At 72.0% G+C, this 15,842-nt stretch carries 14 protein-coding genes; 8 read left to right on the plus strand and 6 right to left on the minus strand.

The features are described from left to right. Positions 1 to 29: 29 nt before the first annotated feature. Positions 30 to 542 (minus strand): EF-hand domain-containing protein, encoded by a 513-nt coding sequence (locus ACFWY6_RS23780; protein WP_384693748.1) that lies wholly within the window; start codon positions 540 to 542, stop codon positions 30 to 32. Between the two features lie 268 nt (positions 543 to 810). Here ACFWY6_RS23780 and ACFWY6_RS23785 point away from each other — a divergent pair, with 268 nt between their 5' ends. Continuing rightward, positions 811 to 1,149: a hypothetical protein gene (locus ACFWY6_RS23785; RefSeq protein ID WP_384693751.1), complete on the plus strand. Its 339-nt coding sequence runs from the start codon at positions 811 to 813 to the stop codon at positions 1,147 to 1,149. Here the strand turns inward: ACFWY6_RS23785 and ACFWY6_RS23790 are convergent. Beyond that, complete coding sequence (locus ACFWY6_RS23790) at positions 1,146 to 1,526, minus strand: STAS domain-containing protein (protein WP_384693754.1); 381 nt, start codon at positions 1,524 to 1,526, stop codon at positions 1,146 to 1,148. The two genes, ACFWY6_RS23785 and ACFWY6_RS23790, sit on opposite strands and share 4 nt — an antisense overlap. A gap of 301 nt (positions 1,527 to 1,827) precedes the next feature. On the opposite strand from ACFWY6_RS23790, the gene ACFWY6_RS23795 reads away from it, so the two are divergent. Together ACFWY6_RS23795 and ACFWY6_RS23800 are read left to right on the plus strand one after the other, a co-directional pair. After that, complete coding sequence (locus ACFWY6_RS23795) at positions 1,828 to 2,430, plus strand: sigma-70 family RNA polymerase sigma factor (protein WP_384693757.1); 603 nt, start codon at positions 1,828 to 1,830, stop codon at positions 2,428 to 2,430. Beyond that, entirely contained in the window at positions 2,427 to 3,806 is a 1,380-nt protein-coding gene (locus ACFWY6_RS23800) for a zf-HC2 domain-containing protein (protein WP_384693759.1), read from the plus strand. Before ACFWY6_RS23795 ends, ACFWY6_RS23800 begins: the two co-directional genes overlap by 4 nt. An 18-nt stretch (positions 3,807 to 3,824) precedes the next feature. Here ACFWY6_RS23800 and purU read toward each other — a convergent pair whose 3' ends face one another. Further along, positions 3,825 to 4,697, minus strand: coding sequence for a formyltetrahydrofolate deformylase (gene purU, locus ACFWY6_RS23805; protein WP_360779834.1), 873 nt, complete (start codon positions 4,695 to 4,697; stop codon positions 3,825 to 3,827). Between the two features lie 127 nt (positions 4,698 to 4,824). Then, positions 4,825 to 5,325: a hypothetical protein gene (locus tag ACFWY6_RS23810; protein WP_360779831.1), complete on the minus strand. Its 501-nt coding sequence runs from the start codon at positions 5,323 to 5,325 to the stop codon at positions 4,825 to 4,827. Between the two features lie 117 nt (positions 5,326 to 5,442). On the opposite strand from ACFWY6_RS23810, the gene ACFWY6_RS23815 reads away from it, so the two are divergent. Beyond that, entirely contained in the window at positions 5,443 to 6,717 is a 1,275-nt protein-coding gene (locus ACFWY6_RS23815; RefSeq protein ID WP_384693764.1) for an ABC transporter substrate-binding protein, read from the plus strand. A 27-nt stretch (positions 6,718 to 6,744) separates the two neighbouring features. Here ACFWY6_RS23815 and ACFWY6_RS23820 read toward each other — a convergent pair whose 3' ends face one another. Then, a complete protein-coding gene (locus ACFWY6_RS23820; protein ID WP_384693767.1) occupies positions 6,745 to 8,832 on the minus strand; it encodes a hypothetical protein in 2,088 nt (695 codons plus the stop codon). 243 nt (positions 8,833 to 9,075) lie between these two features. After that, a complete protein-coding gene (locus tag ACFWY6_RS23825) occupies positions 9,076 to 10,464 on the minus strand; it encodes a transcriptional regulator (protein ID WP_384693770.1) in 1,389 nt (462 codons plus the stop codon). Positions 10,465 to 10,748: 284 nt separating this feature from the next. Between ACFWY6_RS23825 and ACFWY6_RS23830 the strand changes: the two genes are divergently transcribed. The 4 genes from ACFWY6_RS23830 (at position 10,749) to ACFWY6_RS23845 (ending at position 15,723) form a co-directional block, all read left to right on the plus strand. Next, positions 10,749 to 11,408 (plus strand): bifunctional DNA primase/polymerase, encoded by a 660-nt coding sequence (locus tag ACFWY6_RS23830; protein ID WP_384693773.1) that lies wholly within the window; start codon positions 10,749 to 10,751, stop codon positions 11,406 to 11,408. Between the two features lie 101 nt (positions 11,409 to 11,509). After that, entirely contained in the window at positions 11,510 to 12,289 is a 780-nt protein-coding gene (locus ACFWY6_RS23835; protein ID WP_384693776.1) for an ABC transporter ATP-binding protein, read from the plus strand. After that, positions 12,286 to 13,896: a transporter gene (locus ACFWY6_RS23840; RefSeq protein WP_384693779.1), complete on the plus strand. Its 1,611-nt coding sequence runs from the start codon at positions 12,286 to 12,288 to the stop codon at positions 13,894 to 13,896. Before ACFWY6_RS23835 ends, ACFWY6_RS23840 begins: the two co-directional genes overlap by 4 nt. A gap of 447 nt (positions 13,897 to 14,343) precedes the next feature. After that, positions 14,344 to 15,723 (plus strand): PAS domain-containing protein, encoded by a 1,380-nt coding sequence (locus ACFWY6_RS23845; protein WP_384693782.1) that lies wholly within the window; start codon positions 14,344 to 14,346, stop codon positions 15,721 to 15,723. The last annotated feature ends 119 nt before the right edge of the window (positions 15,724 to 15,842 follow it).

The following is a 15,842-nucleotide window of genomic DNA, read 5'->3' on the forward strand; positions in this document are numbered from 1 at the left end:
CCCCTTACGGGGCGCGCCCCTGGGCCTTGTTACTCAGGAACCGTGAAGTACGCCGCGAACGCCGCCACGATCTCCGCCTCCGTCACCTTGCCGTCCGCGTCCGCGTCGAGCGCGGTGCCCGCCACCTCGGCGATGTCCGCCTGGACGCCGAGTGCCTTCAGCGCGCGACCGACCTCCTGCGGGGTGACCGCGCCGTCGGCGTCCGCGTCCGCCACGGCGATCATCGCGTCGAGGAACGGCCGTGCGATCTCGGCGAACCGGGCGGGGTTGTCGCGCAGGCGCTTCACCGCGCCGCCCACGAACTCGTGCTTGGTGATCCGCTGGTCACCGTCACGGTCGGCGATGCCGGCCATGCCCTGCCAGAAGGCCTCGGCCCCGATATAGAGGGCCTGGCCCTTCTCGGAACGCGCCGTAGCGCCGAACTCGGTGAGCAGGGCGACAGCCGCCGTGCTGAAGTCCTCACGGGAGATGTAGCCGTTGCCGTCCTGATCGAACGTGGCGAAACGGGCCGCGATCTTACGCTCGTACTCGGCACTGTCCATGGTGTTCGGGCCGCCTCACTTCTGCGGTTGGGTGCGTGTGCACAGGGGGTTCCCTGGTTGTCTCTGGCAGCGAGCGTACGTGTTCGGCAACCGCCCGGCGTCAGGAAGCCGAAGGTTACGCGCAAACGCGTCGCACCGCTGTGGCCGGTGTGTTGGGGAATTGTTGGGCGGCCCTGTGAGCATGATCCTCAACTCCCGCCGGGCCCTGAGCGTTTGACGAGCCGACTGCCGCTCCCGCTCCCGCGCCCGGCACCGACCAAGGAGAAGCATGCGTACGAAACTTATTGTCGGGGCCCTGACCGCCGGAATGGCGATGACGCTCGCGAGCGCCCCATCGGCGGGCGCGGCCGACACCCGTCTGGGGTGCGCCAAGCACAAGATCACCGTCTCGGGCAGCGACCAGATCCTCCGGGTGTACAACCGCTGCAGCGGCAACATCAAGGTCAACGTCCACCAGGCCGGCAGCGACTCCGGCTACTACAAGATCGCCCGCGACAAGAGCCACAAGTTCACCGGCGGCAAGTGGCACGGCGTCTGCGGCCTGAAGATCTACTACGGCGGCACGCGCTACTACAACAAGATCGACGGCGACCTCGGCGACTGCTAAGCCGAGAGCGGTGCCGCTCCGTCGTCCACCGCCGCTGTCACGTCCGGGAAGACCTCGAAGAGGCGGCGTACGCCCAGGGCCGCGAGGACCCGGTTCACGTGCGAGCCGTCCTCCGCGCCGTGCGCGGGCAGTATCAGGCGCAGCCGGCCCTGACAGGAGCGGAAGAGGCGGCGCGTCGCGATCAGTACGCCGACGCCGCTGGAGTCGCAGAAGAGGACCTCGGAGAGATCGAGGACCAGGCTCCGGCGGCCGTCGGCGACCGCGTCGTGCACGCGCTGGCGCAGCACGGGCGACGTCACCAGGTCCATCTCGCCGGACACCCGCAGCACGGCCCAGCCGCCCTGCTCGTCCACGGCCACCTTCAGCGTCACACGCACGCCTCTCGCTGCTCGTCGATCGCGCTTGCTCGTCGCCCGCCCGAGGATCTCGTCGCTCGCCCGAAGATCCGGAAGCTGTCCCTACGCTTCCTACGTCGCGGCTGCCCCGCCTCTCCCCCATGAAACACCAGGGACACCGGTCCCTATCATCCGAGGCCGGGCGGGCGCGTACTTTGCCGTAAAGGGAAGCCCGTTGTCGGTGCCGGCGACTACATTCGATGGAAGGTTTCGACGGGACGAATCCGGCGAGCCGAGGGCAGAGGACGGCAAGGGCAGAGCACGGCAGCGCAGAGGGGGCCGCATGGCGAAGGACGCGCCGCGTCGCTGGGACCGCCGCATGCAGCAGCGACTGGCGCACGGCGAGGCCGCCGCGCTCGGGGAGCTGTACGACCGCTTCGCCTCGCTCGTGCACGGCCTGGCCCACCGCGTGCTCGGCGACGAGCAGGCCGCCGACCGGATCACCCGCGAGGTCTTCGCCCACATCTGGGAGAACCCCGACGCGTACGACCCCAAGCAGGGCCCTCTGCGCTCCTGGGTCGCCAAGCTGACCCACGAGCGGGCCGTCCGGCGGCTCCGCCAGACCGAGTCCGCCGCCCTCGCCCGCGGCGGCGAGGGCACCACGGAGGACCTGGAGCGCAAGGTGCGCCGCGCCTCCGCCGCCGCCCGCGCCGACTACATCGTCACGGCCATGCCCGCCCCGCTGCGCGCCGCTCTGGAGCTCGCCTACTTCCAGCGGCGGGACTACCGCCAGACGGCAGCCGACCTCGGCGTCACGGAGGACGAGGCGCGCCGCCGCCTCCGCCTGGGCCTGCAGCTGCTCTCCACCGCCAACGACGCGGGCGCCCAGGCCACCGAGCAGGACCCCGCGCCAGAGGCGCCTCCCGGTTACCGGAGAGCACTGTGAACGGGCCCGGCCGGCAGGAACCGTACGAGGAGCCCGAGCTCCCCGGCGGCGGCGCCGGAAGCGGCACGGGCTCCGCAGGCGGCACGGGCTCCGCAGGCGGCACGGGCTCCGGAAGCGGCCCTGGCGAGAGCGGCCGCCCGCCGCACCCCGGAAAGCCGCCGCGCATACCGCTGCCCCGCACCTCCATAGAGGACACCGGGCTCCCCTTGCCCGAGCCTCCACTGGCCCTCGACCACCGCGTCCTGAAGTCCCTCCTCGGCGCATGGGCGCTCGCCGCCTGCTCCCCCGAGGAAGCGATCGCCGTCGAGGAGCACCTGGGCGACTGCGGCCCCTGCGCGGAGGAGGCCCTGCGGCTGCGCGACGCGGTCGGCCTGCTGCACCAGGAGGAGAGCCTCGACCTCGACCCCGGTCTGCGGGGCCGCGTCATCGAGAGCTGCCTCGGCCGCCGCCCGCCGCGCATCCCGGTGCCGGAGTGGGCCATCCCGTACGACGCGGAGACGGCCAGGCTCGACGCGCTCCTGCGGGACATCGGCGACTCGGAGTGGCACGCCCCGGTGCGCCTGCGGTGGTTCGACGGGGACGGCCCGGTCAGCCGCAAGACGACGGTCGCCGGGGTGATCGCGCACCTCTTGGCCGTGGACGGCCTGGTCGCCGCCGCCCTCGGCCTCGACGACCCGCTGAACGCGGGATCACCGGTCCCGGCAACCCCCACCCAGCGCACGGAGGCGTACTGGCGCGCCTCGTACTTCCCGCCCACGCGCGCGGTGCGCGGCCCCTGGCGCGACCAGAGCCACGAACTGATCCGCACGGTGTCCTTCACCGCGGGGTCCTCCCAGAGCCCCGGCTCACGGGACGGCTCGGGCGGCCTCGCCGTCGCGTACGGCGCACCGGACGCCACGGGCCGCCGCCCCGAGCTGCCGCTGCGCGACTCGATGGTGGACCGCGCCTTCGAGTGCTGGATCCACGCGGGCGACATCGCGCACGCGGTGGACTACCCCTACGAACCGCCGTCCCCGCGCCATCTGCACCGCATGATCGACCTCGCCGCCCGGCTGCTCCCCGGCACCCTCGCCGACCGCCGCCGCTCCGGCCTCGCGCCACCGCCGCGCGGTCTGGTGGCCGCGGGCGCGCCCGGCCGGAGCCTGCGCCTGGAGGTCGAGGGCATGGGCGGCGGCGAGTGGTTCATCCCGCTGGACTCCCCCGCCGCCGACGCCTCCGCTGACCACGAGGTGGCCCACGTCGCCCTGGACGGCGTCGAGTTCTGCCGCCTGGCCGCGGGCCATGTCTCGCCGGAGGAAGCGGCCGCGGGGCAGAACGGCGACCGCCAGGCGATCAGGGACGTACTGTTCGCGGCGGCTTCGCTGAGCCGGATGTAAGCAGGGAAAGAGCTGCCGTCAGGCGAAGACGACCGTCCGGCGCCCGTTGAGCAGGATCCTGCGCTCGGCATGCCACTTCACGGCCCGCGCGAGCGCCTGGCACTCCACGTCGCGGCCGATCGCGACGAGCTGGTCGGGGGTCACGTCGTGCCCGACGCGCTCGACCTCCTGCTCGATGATCGGGCCCTCGTCGAGATCCGCCGTCACATAGTGCGCGGTGGCACCGATCAGCTTCACGCCGCGCGCGTGCGCCTGGTGGTACGGCTTCGCGCCCTTGAAGCTCGGCAGGAACGAGTGGTGGATGTTGATGATCCGGCCGCTGAGCTGCTTGCAGAGGTCGTCCGAGAGCACCTGCATATAGCGGGCGAGGACGACGAGCTCGATGTTCTCCGACCGCACGAGCTCCAGGAGCTGCGCCTCGGCCTGCGGCTTGTTGTCCTTCGTCACCGGGATGTGGTGGAAGGGGATGTCGTACGAGGCGACCAGCTCGGCGAAGTCCGTGTGGTTCGAGACGACCGCCGCGATCTCGACGGGCAGCGCGCCGATCCGGGAGCGGAACAGCAGGTCGTTCAGGCAGTGCCCGAACTTGGAGACCAGCAGCACGACCCGCATCTTCTCGTCGGCGCGGTTCAGCTGCCAGTCCATCTGGAAGGAGTCACCGATCGCGGCGAAGCTGGCCCGCAGCTTCTCCACGGTCACCGGCGCCTCCGCCGAGAAGTGGACGCGCATGAAGAAGAGCCCGGTGTCGTGATCGCCGAACTGCTGACTGTCCTCGATGTTGCAGCCGGTCATGAAGAGATAACTCGACACGGCGTGCACGATGCCCTGCTTGTCGGGGCAGGAGATGTTGAGGACGTACTGCTCAGCGGTGGCGGGGGCCTTCTGATTCATGCGCCCAAGGTTCCCACAATCAGCTCCCCTCCCGACGCCCCGTCTCAGGGAGGAGCGCCCCGGGGAGCGCCCCGAAGGGGCGCGGGGAACTGCGCGACCAGCCACAACGCACCCGCAGACGCAAAGCTCAGGCGGACCGAGTCAAAATCCGCAGCACCTCAAGCGTCCGGGGCACCTCATCAGGACTCTCCCCATCACTCACAGCGAGAGCAACATGCGCCTCGCGCGCAGCGCGAACAGCCTCCGGCCACCCGGGGTGATCAAGATAGGCGGACACCAAAGCATCCGGCCCAACTTCATGCATGATCCGCAGCACCCGAAGGACCGCCGCATCGACCAGCGCCGCCTCCTCCGCGTCCCGGAAGATCGTCCCCACGTACTTCTCGGCGGACCAGTTGTCCAGCCACGTGTCCTCGACCAGCCGGTACACGGCATCGGTCACGTCCCCGTACTCCTCGCGACCCGCGAGCCAGCACTCACGCTGGAACTCCGGGTCGGAGAGCATGTGCAGCGCCGAGCGCACGTTGCTGCGCCAGCGCCACCACGGCATGTCGTTCGTTGGCATGCCGCCCATGGTGCTTGAGCGACTGCCGCGACGGGAAGACTTCTCCGAACCTTGCACGGTCATCGATCGTACGTTCCCCCTTCGGGCGGCAGAATCGGCCCCTGTCATTCACCTTCTTGTCACCATGCGTTGGGGAAACGTCACTCCTTGGTTGGCGCAGCGGCGGAATCGTGATTGCACATGCCCGTCTCGCGACGCACCTTGCTCCCCCGCCCCTCCAAGTCCACTGCGCTCACCGCGGCCGCCCTGGTGGTGGCGTGTGCGTCCCTGACAACCGGCTGCGGGGTCATCCCTGGATCCACGGGGGGATCCAGGGACGAACCCGTCACCGTCATGACCTGGGCCCCCGAGAACACCAAGGCGACCAACAAGCCCGGCGTCCCCGCCATGGCCAAGGCCTACGCCCGCTGGGTCAACGCGCACGGCGGCCTCGACGGCCGCGAGCTCAAGGTCATCACCTGCAACGACCACAACGACCCGGTCGGCGCCGCCGACTGCGCCCGCGAGGCGGTCGCCAAGAAGGTCGCCGCCGTCGTCGGCTCCTACAGCCAGCACGGCCAGTCCTTCCTCTCCCCCCTCGAAGTCGCCGGCATCCCCTACATCGGCGGCTACGGCGTCACCGACGAGGAGTTCAGCAGCCCTCTGTCGTACCCGGTCAACGGCGGCGAACCGGCCCTGCTGGCGGGCAACGGCCGGCAGCTCGCCGCCCGCTGCGAGCGCGTCTCCCTCGTACGCCCCGACACGATCGCCGGCGACGCCCTCCCCAAGCTCCTCGACGCGGGCCTCGCCGAGGGCCGCCGCAAGCCCGCCGCGGACATCCGGGCCCCCGAGGACGGCACCGACTTCACCTCGCAGGCCGAGCAGGCGCTGACCCGCGCGGGCACCGGCGGCTGTGTGACGGCCGCGCTCGGCGCCCGCACGGACACGTTCTACGACTCCTACCGGCGCACCGAGGACGCGTACCCGACCGCGAAGATCTCCTCCGTGCTCGGCAGCGTCGACCAGTCCCTCATCGACCGCACGGGCGGCGCGGAAGGACCGTACGAAGGCGCCTACGTCACCGGCTGGTACCCGGCGGCCAGCGATCCCCGCTGGGACGAGATGCGCGAGGTCATCCGGCAGCAGGCCTTCGGCGACAACCGGGTCGACCCGGCGGACGCGGGCGTGCAGACCACGTGGATCGCCTACACCGTCCTGAAGCAGGTCGTCGAGTCGCTCGACGGCGACGAGGTCTCGTCCCGCTCCCTGCGCCGCGCCCTCGACAAGGGACTGCAGGTGAAGACGGGCGGCCTGACACCCACCCTGAGCTGGCGCTTCAAGGACATGCTCGCGGCGAGCGACTTCCCGCGCCTGGTCAACGCCGACATCACGTTCCAGGTCGTACGGGACGGCCGGCTGATCCCTGCGCGCAAGGGCTTCGTGAACGTCTCCAAGACCCTGGAGGGGGTCCGGTAGGCCGCGCGGGCCCACCGGCGGGCGCGCCTAGAGCTGCGACTTGTCGCGGGTGGTGAGCCCGTACTGCTTGGCGATCTTGTTCCACAGCGCGGCCGCCTGCTGCTTGTTCGTGGTCGCCTCGCCGCTCGCCTTGTTCGCGGCGACCGCGTGCGGCGTCGAGCGGGCGTGGCCCTTCTTGCAGCCGTGCTTGCCGGCGACCTGTCCCGCCCACGCGGCGTAGTGGTTGTCGGCCGACGCGGACGCCTTCCACGCCTTGTTGAGGGCGGTGGTCAGCTGGGCGTTGGCGGGCAGCTTGTCCGCGGAGAGCCCGGCCAGGCGTGTGACCAGGCCGTTGCGCTGCTTGGCCGCGTTGCGCAGATCGGTGGCCGACTGGGCGAGGTTCGCGCACTTGCCGACATTGCGTACGGCGGCGATCACCGAGTCACGGCTGTTGTTGCTGTCCGCGAGGAGCTTGTCCAGGGCGACCGCCTGCTCCTTGGCCGGGTCGACGGACGGCGACGGCTTCTCCTCGGCGGGCGCGGACTCCGAGACGGTCTTCGGGTCGTCCTTGTCCTCGTCACCGCCTCCGCCGCTGAGCATCGCGCCGGCGCCGACGCCGAGCACCGCGATGGCGACACCCACGGCGGCGAACAGCGGCACCTTCGAACCGGTGCGGCCCCCGCGGGCGGGAGCGGCCGCCGCGGCACGGCGCGCGGCACGTCCCCCGCCGTCGCCGCCGCTGGCGTGCCCGGCGGGCTGCGGCGGCTGCGGGTGCTCGAAGCGGGGCATCTGCTGAGTGGAGGCGGGGCCTTCGGACTCCGGCTGCTCCGTACGGAAGAGACTGTCGAACTCGGCGGGCGGCTGCCGGTCCCCCGGAGCTCCGGGCCGGATCCCGAAGGGGGCGGCGCCGGGTGCGGCGGGGACGGGAGCGATGTACTGCGTGGGCTCGCTGTCCGAGTCGGGGGCGGCGCCCGGCATGGGGCCCGCAGCCGCCGGGGGCATGGGCGCGGCGGGGTTGGAGACCCGCCGCAGGACCTGCGTCCCGTCGCCCGCGGGAGCCTCGGGGGGCAGGGCCCCCGGCGCCACGGGCGGTATGTACTGGGTGGCACCCTCATCGGCACCGGTTCCGGCACCGGGCATCGCCGGTATGTACTGCGTCGCGTCGGCGTCCCCGGCGGCCGGCGGCAGCGGCGCGGAACCGGCCCCACCGGCGGCAGGCAGCTGACCGGCCGCGGCGACCGGAGGCAGCTGCCCCGGCTGAACGGCGGGCGGAAGCTGACCGCCTTGCGCGGCGGACGGAAGGTGCCCGGCCTGCGCGGCGGGCGGAAGCTGGCCGCCCTGAGCAGCGGGCGGAAGCTGGCCGGCCTGAGCGGCGGGCGGAAGCTGGCCGCCCTGAGCAGCGGGCGGAAGCTGGCCCGACTGCGCACCGGGGGCGAATTGTCCCGACTGCCCAGGCGTGGCGTGCTGCCCCTGCTGCCCCGGGTACGCGGCATCGGCGGGCTGCCCCGCGTGCAGGCCACCCGCAGGCTGCCCGGCGTGCGCGCCACCCGAGGGCTGCGCCCCATAGGCCCCACCGTCCGACTGCCCCGCGTGCTGCCCACCATGAGGCTGCCCCACCTGCCGGCCGCCCTGAGCCTGCCCCGCGTACGGAGCACCCGGAGCCTGCCCGCCGTAAGAAGCGTCCTGCGGCTGCCCACCATGCGAAGGGGCCGGCGCCTGGCCACCGTATGAAGGGGCCGACGGCTGGCCACCATGCGACGGGGCCGACGGCTGCCCACCGTACGAAGGAGCCGGTGCCTGGCCGCCATAAGAAGCGTCCGCGGGCTGCGTCCCGTAAGGCTGTGCGGCGCCCTGCTGGGGCTGTGTGCCCTCGGGCGGCAGCGGGGTGCCCGCGCCGTAGGTCTGCGGCTGGTCGGGGGCCGAGCCCCAGGCCTGGCCCGCGCCCGGCGGGTCCGCGGGGGCGGGGCCCCACGGCTGGCCCCAGGGGCTGCCGCCCGTGGGGGCCACATGGTCACCGGCGGTGCCGGGCATCAGGGGCTCGCTCCCGTCGGCAGGCAGCACGATGCCTTCGTGCGCGTGCCGGTCCGCGGAATGCGGATCGGAGGAAGCGGCGCCCTGTCCGCTCTGCTGCGTCACCGGGACTCCTACGAATGGGGGACCTACGGAACCGTCGGCTCACGCTACCGGGTCGCCACAGCCGTCTGCCACGCAGCTCAAACCGCCGCCGCCCACACGATCATGGGAGTAACAAAACCTCACCTCAAGACGCTGATTACGGTTCGGCGAAGGATCGATCGCATACCGGAGTTGGCCGTTCACAGTGAGGAGGGGCCAGGGCCAGGTGGCGTTCACCTGGCCACGGCGGACACCACAAAAGCTTCACGCGGCCTGAATCTCCACCCGCGCCCCGAACTCCCGCACCACCGGCTCGTCCCTGAACGGATCGAGCCGGTCCTTGAAGTCGTCCAGATACTCCGCGCCACGGTTCGACCGCAGCGTGCCGAGCAGCTCCACCGCCTTCAGCCCCGTGTGGCATGCCTGCTCGACGTCCCGCCGCTGCACCTGCGCCGTGGCGAGCAGGACGAGCCCGATCGCCCGGCGCCGCGCCCGCGTCTCGGGGTGCCCCGCGAGGGACTCCTCCGCGCTGCGCGCCGCCGCGTCCGCCTGCCCCAAGTCCCGGTGACAGTGCGCCAGTTCATCGGCGAGATACGCGTGGTCGAAGTGCCGGATCCACACCGGGTCATCGCCCGAACCGGCCTCCCCCGCCGCGCGGTCCATCGCCTCGACCGCCCGGCCCGCCACGGCCTGCGTCGACCGCCCGTCCCCGAGCAGCGCGTGCCCCCGCGCCTCGGCGGCGTAGAACATGGCCTCCGCGCGCGGGGTGACCCGCCCGCGCGTCCCCTCCTGGGCCGCCCGCGCCAACTGCGCGATCTCCCGCGGGTTTCCGAGCTGGGCCGCGAGATGACTCATGGACGCGGCCAGTACGTACCCGCCGTACCCCCGGTCCCCCGCCGCCTGCGCGAGCCGCAGCGCCTGGATGTAGTAGCGCTGGGCGAGCCCCGGCTGCCCCGTGTCGACGGCCATGTATCCGGCGAGCTCCGTCAACCGCGCGACGGCGGAGAACAGTTCACGCCCCACCGCCTCCCGGTAGGAACCGGCGAGCAGCCCCGACACCACACTGTTCAGGTAGTGCACGACGACCGGCCGCACATGCCCGCTGCCGTACTGGTGGTCAAGCTGCGTCAGCGCCTCCGTCATCGCCCGCACCGCCGCCACGTCGGAGGGCCCGACCCGCGGCCCCGCCATCCGCCCGACCTGCGCGTCCGGCGACGAGATCAGCCAGTCGCGGCTCGGCTCGACCAGCGCGGAGGCGGCGACCGACGACCCGGAGAGGAAATCGCGCCGCCCGACGTCACTGCGCCACAGCTCGCAGACCTGCTCGATGGCGCCGAGGACGGTCGGCGAGAACTGCAGACCCACGCCCGACGCGAGGTTCTTGCCGTTCGCCATGCCGATCTCGTCGATCGTGACCGTACGGCCCAGCTTGCGGCCCAGGGCCTCGGCGATGATGCCGGGCGCCCGGCCCCGCGGCTGCTGCCCGCGCAGCCACCGGGCGACGGACGTCTTGTCGTAGCGCAGATCGAGACCGTGCTCCGCGCCGCACATGTTGACCCTGCGGGCCAGGCCCGCGTTCGAGCAACCCGCTTCCTGAATGAGTGCCTGCAGCCTTTCGTTGGGCTGCCGCGCGACGAGCGGCCTTGCGGCCATGGCGTACCCCCTGATGCGCACGTTGGATCATCGGTACAGGGGCCGAAATTCGGCCACCCAGATGATCAATGCCCTAGGGGCAAACGGAAGATGCACCACAAACGGACCATAAGTCGGTAACTGGGCTTCTTCAGAGCGCCCCAGACCTGGCTACCCGCACATGGAACCCATTCCCCATGCGCGCCCCCGCCCGTGCACCCATGCGCCCCGGATGCAGGATCGATGCTCCGCCCCGGCGCACGGCGGGGCCGTAACCGTAGGTGGCGGGCGGAGTTGAGAACTTCGTGGAAGAGACCTTGGGAGTCACGTCAGCCGCGCACATCCCGAAGCAGCGCGGAGAAGCCTTGCTGGACACGGCCGTGCGATATGCGGAAGAGCGCCACTGGGACGTGTTCCCCGGGACGTGGCTGGAGTCCGTCGAAGGCACCGAAGTCTGCTCGTGCGGTGACGGCGCGTGCACACAGCCCGGATCGCACCCGGCGCGCGAGGACTGGGCGACGCAGGCGACGGGCAGCGCGACGGTGGCCAGGCGGCTGTGGTCCAAGCAGCCGAAGTCGTCGATCCTGCTGCCGACGGGCCGCACCTTCGACGCGATCGACGTGCCGGAGACGGCGGGATTCCTCGCGCTCGCGCGCATGGAGCGGATGGAACTGACGCTCGGCCCCGTCACCTGCACGCCGGACCGCCGCATGCAGTTCTTCGTCCTCCCCGGTGCGGCGGTGAAGGTGCCTGACCTGGTACGCAAGTTGGGCTGGCCGCCGGCCGCGATCGACCTGGACGCGCTGGGCGAGGGCGCGTACGTCGCGGCGCCGCCCACGCGGTTCGGCGCGACCGGCGCGGTGCAGTGGGCCTGCCGCCCGACCGCCGCCAACCGGTGGCTCCCCGACGCGGAGGAGATCATCTCGCCGCTGGCGTACGCGTGCGGGCGCGAGGCGCGGCGGTAGCGCGCCCCTGCGCGGCTCCTGAGGCCCCGTAGGGGAAAAAGAACCGCCTCCCGACGTATCGTGCGGAAACGGCGACGCGACGGCGACGAAGGGCGGACAGGGTGAGCGAGGCACCGGCGGCGGTAAGGGTGCAAGGGCTCTGGAAGGCCTTCGGCCAGCAGATCGCGGTTGCCGGCATCGACCTCACCCTCCCCGCGGGCAAGTTCATCGGCCTCGTAGGACCGAACGGCGCGGGGAAGACCACCACCCTCTCGATGGTGACCGGCCTCCTCCGCCCCGACCAGGGCACGGTCGAAGTGGTCGGCCACGACGTGTGGACCGACCCCGTCGAGGTCAAGGCCCGCATCGGCGTCCTCCCGGAAGGCCTGCGCCTCTTCGAGCGGCTCTCGGGGCGCGAACTCCTCGCGTACACCGGAAGATTGCGCGGACTGCCCGGCGAAGAGGTCGACAAGCGCGCGACCCAGCTCCTGGACGTACTCGACCTCGCCGGCGCCCAGCACAAACTCGTCGTCGACTACTCCACCGGCATGCGGAAGAAGATCGGCCTCGCCGCGGCCCTGCTGCACAACCCTGAAGTCCTCTTCCTCGACGAGCCGTTCGAGGGCGTCGACCCCGTGTCCGCCCAGACCATCCGCGGCGTCCTTGAGCGCTACACCGCATCCGGGGCCACCGTCGTCTTCTCCTCGCACGTCATGGAGCTCGTCGAGTCGCTCTGCGACTGGGTCGCCGTGATGGCTGCCGGACGCATCCGCGCGCAGGGCACCCTCGGCGAGGTGCGCGGCGCGGCGGCATCGCTCCAGGAAGCGTTCCTGGAGCTGGTCGGGGCCAACGGCCGTGACGCGGGCTCGCACCTCGACTGGCTCGGCGGCGGCACCCGATGAGCCCCGCCGAGGCAGCGGCCGCCCCCGTACCCTCCATCACGCCCGTCTTCGTACGCCTGAAGCTCTCGCTCCTGCGCAACGGGCTGCACCAGTCGTCCGGACGCAAGGCCGCCTACGTCGCCTCCGTCGTCGCCGCGCTCCTCATGGCGGCACTGCAGCTCCTCGGGCTCATCGCGCTGCGCGGCAACGAACACGCCGCCACCGTCTCCATCCTGCTCACCGCGATCCTCGCGCTCGGCTGGGCGGTGTTCCCGCTGTTCTTCCCCAGCGGCGACGAGACCCTCGACCCGACGCGCCTGGTGATGCTGCCGCTGCGGCCACGGCCGCTGGTGCGCGCACTGCTCGTGGCGTCCCTCGTCGGCATCGGGCCGCTCTTCACGCTCTGCCTGGCGCTCGGCTCGGTCATCTCGCTCGCGCACGGCGCCGCCGCCCTCCTCACCGGCATCCTCGCCATCGCACTCACCGTGCTGATCTGCGTCGCCCTCGCCCGGACCGTCGCCGCCGCCAACATCCGCCTGCTGACCAGCCGCAAGGGCCGCGACCTCGCCGTACTGAGCGGTCTCGTCATCGCGGTCGGCGCGCAGGTCGTCAACTTCGGGGCGCAGCGGCTCGGTTCGTCCGGGCTCTCGCAGCTCGATCCGGCCAGGGACGTGGTGCGCTGGATCCCGCCCGCGTCGGCGATCGGCGCCGTCGACTCGGTGAGCGAGGGGTCGTATGCCGTCGGGGTCGCCCAACTCGCCCTGAGCGGCGCCGCACTGGCCGGCCTCCTCGCCCTCTGGCAGCGCAGCCTCACCCGCCTGATGACGACCCCCGACGGCTCCACGCTCGCCGCGGCGGAACCCACCAGGGAGCGCTCCACGCGCGGCCTGGGACGGCTGCTGCCCGCCGGGCGCACCGGCACCGTCATGGAGCGCAGCCTGCGCTACGTATGGCGCGACCCGAAGACGAAGGCCGCCTGGGTGACATCCCTGGCCATCGGCCTGATCGTGCCGCTCTTCAACGCCCTGCAGGGCACCGGCTCGATCTACTTCGCGTGCTTCGCGGCGGGGATGCTCGGCGTCCTCATGTACAACCAGTTCGGCCAGGACACCTCGGCGTTCTGGATGGTCGCGATGACGATCTCCTCCGCGCACGACGCGTACGTCGAACTGCGCGGCCGCGCACTGGCCCTGCTGGTGATCACCCTGCCGTACGCGACGCTGGTCACCGTCATCACGGCCGCCGTGCTCGGCGACTGGCCCGCCCTGCCGGAAGGCCTCGGCCTCTCGCTCGCGCTGCTCGGCGCGATGCTGGCGACGGGCGCCTGGTCTTCGGCCCGCTTTCCGTACTCGATCCCGCAGGAGGGCTACAAGAACGTGGCCCCCGGCCAGGCAGGCCTTGCCTGGATCTCGATCTTCGGCGGGATGGTCGCGGCGGCCCTGCTGTGCGCCCCCGTCCTCGCCTTCACCATCTGGCTGCATGTGGCGGGCGGGGCCGACTGGTCCTGGGTGCTGCTGCCGCTCGGCGGCGCGTACGGCGCGCTGATCACCTACTGCGGCCTGCGCCTCGCCGCCCCGAGGGTGGCGCGCCGCCTCCCGGAGATCCTCCTCGCGGTCAGCAAGGGCTGACCGCCCCGGGAAACGCCCCCGGAAACGCCCCCGGAACGCGGACAACCCGCGAGCCGTGGTTCCCGCCGTACGCAACGGCGGAAAGCCGGCCGGACGTACCGGCGGCTCGCGGGTCGGGTGACTGCTTGGGATTGGGCCGGCTGCACGCACATCACACGTGCTGGTCCGGCGCCGAATTCGAGTTGCGACGACGGGCCACTAGCCCGCAGTCACCTCACGCGTCCGGTTTCCATACATCGGCCGAACCACCTCCCTTCGTGTGTACGTGCCACCCTAGGAACCGCCCCGTCCGTCGCACAACCGCTTTTCATGGAGCAACGATTTCGCCCAACTTCCGGGAACCGCCTGTGTGCTGCGTCACGTTCGAGTTCAATGATCTGACGTGCGGTATACGCAGAACTCGCAGAACATGCAGCTCATGAGGACACGGCCTGCAGGGGGTGCCAGGTGAGTGCTTCCCGGCGTAGCGGGACCACCGATGAGTTGGGGCCCGAGGAGCCCGAACCGGGTGGGGCGGAATTGCTTGCGGCTTTGCTCGACGGGATGGACGCCGCGTTGTGCGCGTTCGATGCCGACGGGGTGGTGACCCACTGGAACCGTGAGGCCGAGCGGATCCTCGGGTGGTCGGCGGCGGAGGCCGTCGGGCGGCGGGGGTTCGCGGGGTGGGCGGTGCGGACGGCCGACGCCGAGGAGGTCGAGGCGCGGCTGCTCTCCGCGATGGAGGCTCCTGGGCGGCAGGTGCACGAGTTCGCCCTGCTGACCAAGGACGGCGGGCGGGTGCTCGTGCGGACGCAGTCCGCCGCGGTGCGCGGCGGGGACGGGAAGCCCGCGGGGGTGTACTGCGCCTTCAGCGAGGTGCACGCGCAGATCGATCTGGAGCGGTCCATCGCCCTGAGCGAGGCCTTGTTCGAGAACGCCTCCTGGGGGGTCGTTCTCGTTGATGCCGATCTTCGGCCCGCTGTCGTCAACGAGCATGCGGCGCGGGCCCTTGGCATGGGGCGTACGGCGGTGCTCGGGCGGCCGCTCGGTGATCTGCTGGGGCAGGGCGTCGAGGAGTTGGAGAGCGCGCTCTCGCATGTGCTTGCCGAGGGGGCGCCGCCGGCTCCCGCCGAGATGTGGGTGTCCGTGCGGGCCTCGGAGAGCGGTGAGCCGGAGCGGCGGTGCTGGCGGAGCGGTTTTCTGCGGTTGGCGTCGCCGTTGGCGGAGGAGCCGGTTCCGCTGGGTGTGGGGTGGCTCTTCCAGGACGTCACGGAGGCCAAGCAGACCGAGCAGGAGGCCGCTCAACTGCGGTTCCGTTCGCAGCAGTTGCACCGGGCGGCGCGTGCTGCGGCCGAGTGCGAGGATCCGACGGAGGCGGCGACCGTCCAGCTGGACTTCGCGCTCGCCGGGTTCGCCGATCACGCGCTGATCGACCTGGTGGCGGGGGACTCCGGGGACGGGGATGCGGTGCGGCTCGTGCGGGCGGCCGCGACGCCCGCGGGGGCGCCGGGGCCGTGCCTCCCCGTGGCGAAGGCGGGCCTTCCGGTGCGGTATCTGGAAGGGCATCCGGCGCCGCAGTGTGTCGAGCGGGCGGGTTCCGTACGCGCCAGTGCGGGCGCGGCGGCTCCCGAGCGGGCCCGGGAGTGGGCGGCGGCAAGGCAGTGGCCGGAGGACTCCGTGCACGCGCTGTGCACGGTGCTGCGCAGCCGGGGGCGGACGTTGGGTGTGGTGACGTTTCTGCGGGGTGCGAGCCGTACGCAGTTCGAGCGGGCGGACGCGGCGTACGCGGAGAGCGTCTCGGCGAGGGTTGCGGCTTCGCTTGACCTGGCTCGGGTGCTGGGCGGTTAGCTGCGCCTCCGGGGTTCTGTGGGTGGGCGGGTTTTCGAGGCCGCCGGGCGGCGCGCGGGGGGTTATGTGTTGGGGGCGCCCCGCGCCCCGCGCAGCCCCCAGGCGCCCCCCACACGCGC

Source organism: Streptomyces sp. NPDC059037 (assembly GCF_042740015.1).
Taxonomy (GTDB): domain Bacteria; phylum Actinomycetota; class Actinomycetes; order Streptomycetales; family Streptomycetaceae; genus Streptomyces.

Coding starts and splice junctions, on each gene's coding strand:
- ACFWY6_RS23810 (WP_360779831.1), bottom strand. CDS start 5,325: ATGACCGTGCAAGGTTCGGAGAAGTCTTCCCGTCGCGGCAGTCGCTCA.
- ACFWY6_RS23785 (WP_384693751.1), top strand. CDS start 811: ATGCGTACGAAACTTATTGTCGGGGCCCTGACCGCCGGAATGGCGATG.
- ACFWY6_RS23795 (WP_384693757.1), top strand. CDS start 1,828: ATGGCGAAGGACGCGCCGCGTCGCTGGGACCGCCGCATGCAGCAGCGA.
- ACFWY6_RS23840 (WP_384693779.1), top strand. CDS start 12,286: ATGAGCCCCGCCGAGGCAGCGGCCGCCCCCGTACCCTCCATCACGCCC.
- ACFWY6_RS23825 (WP_384693770.1), bottom strand. CDS start 10,464: ATGGCCGCAAGGCCGCTCGTCGCGCGGCAGCCCAACGAAAGGCTGCAG.
- ACFWY6_RS23815 (WP_384693764.1), top strand. CDS start 5,443: ATGCCCGTCTCGCGACGCACCTTGCTCCCCCGCCCCTCCAAGTCCACT.
- purU (WP_360779834.1), bottom strand. CDS start 4,697: ATGAATCAGAAGGCCCCCGCCACCGCTGAGCAGTACGTCCTCAACATC.
- ACFWY6_RS23780 (WP_384693748.1), bottom strand. CDS start 542: ATGGACAGTGCCGAGTACGAGCGTAAGATCGCGGCCCGTTTCGCCACG.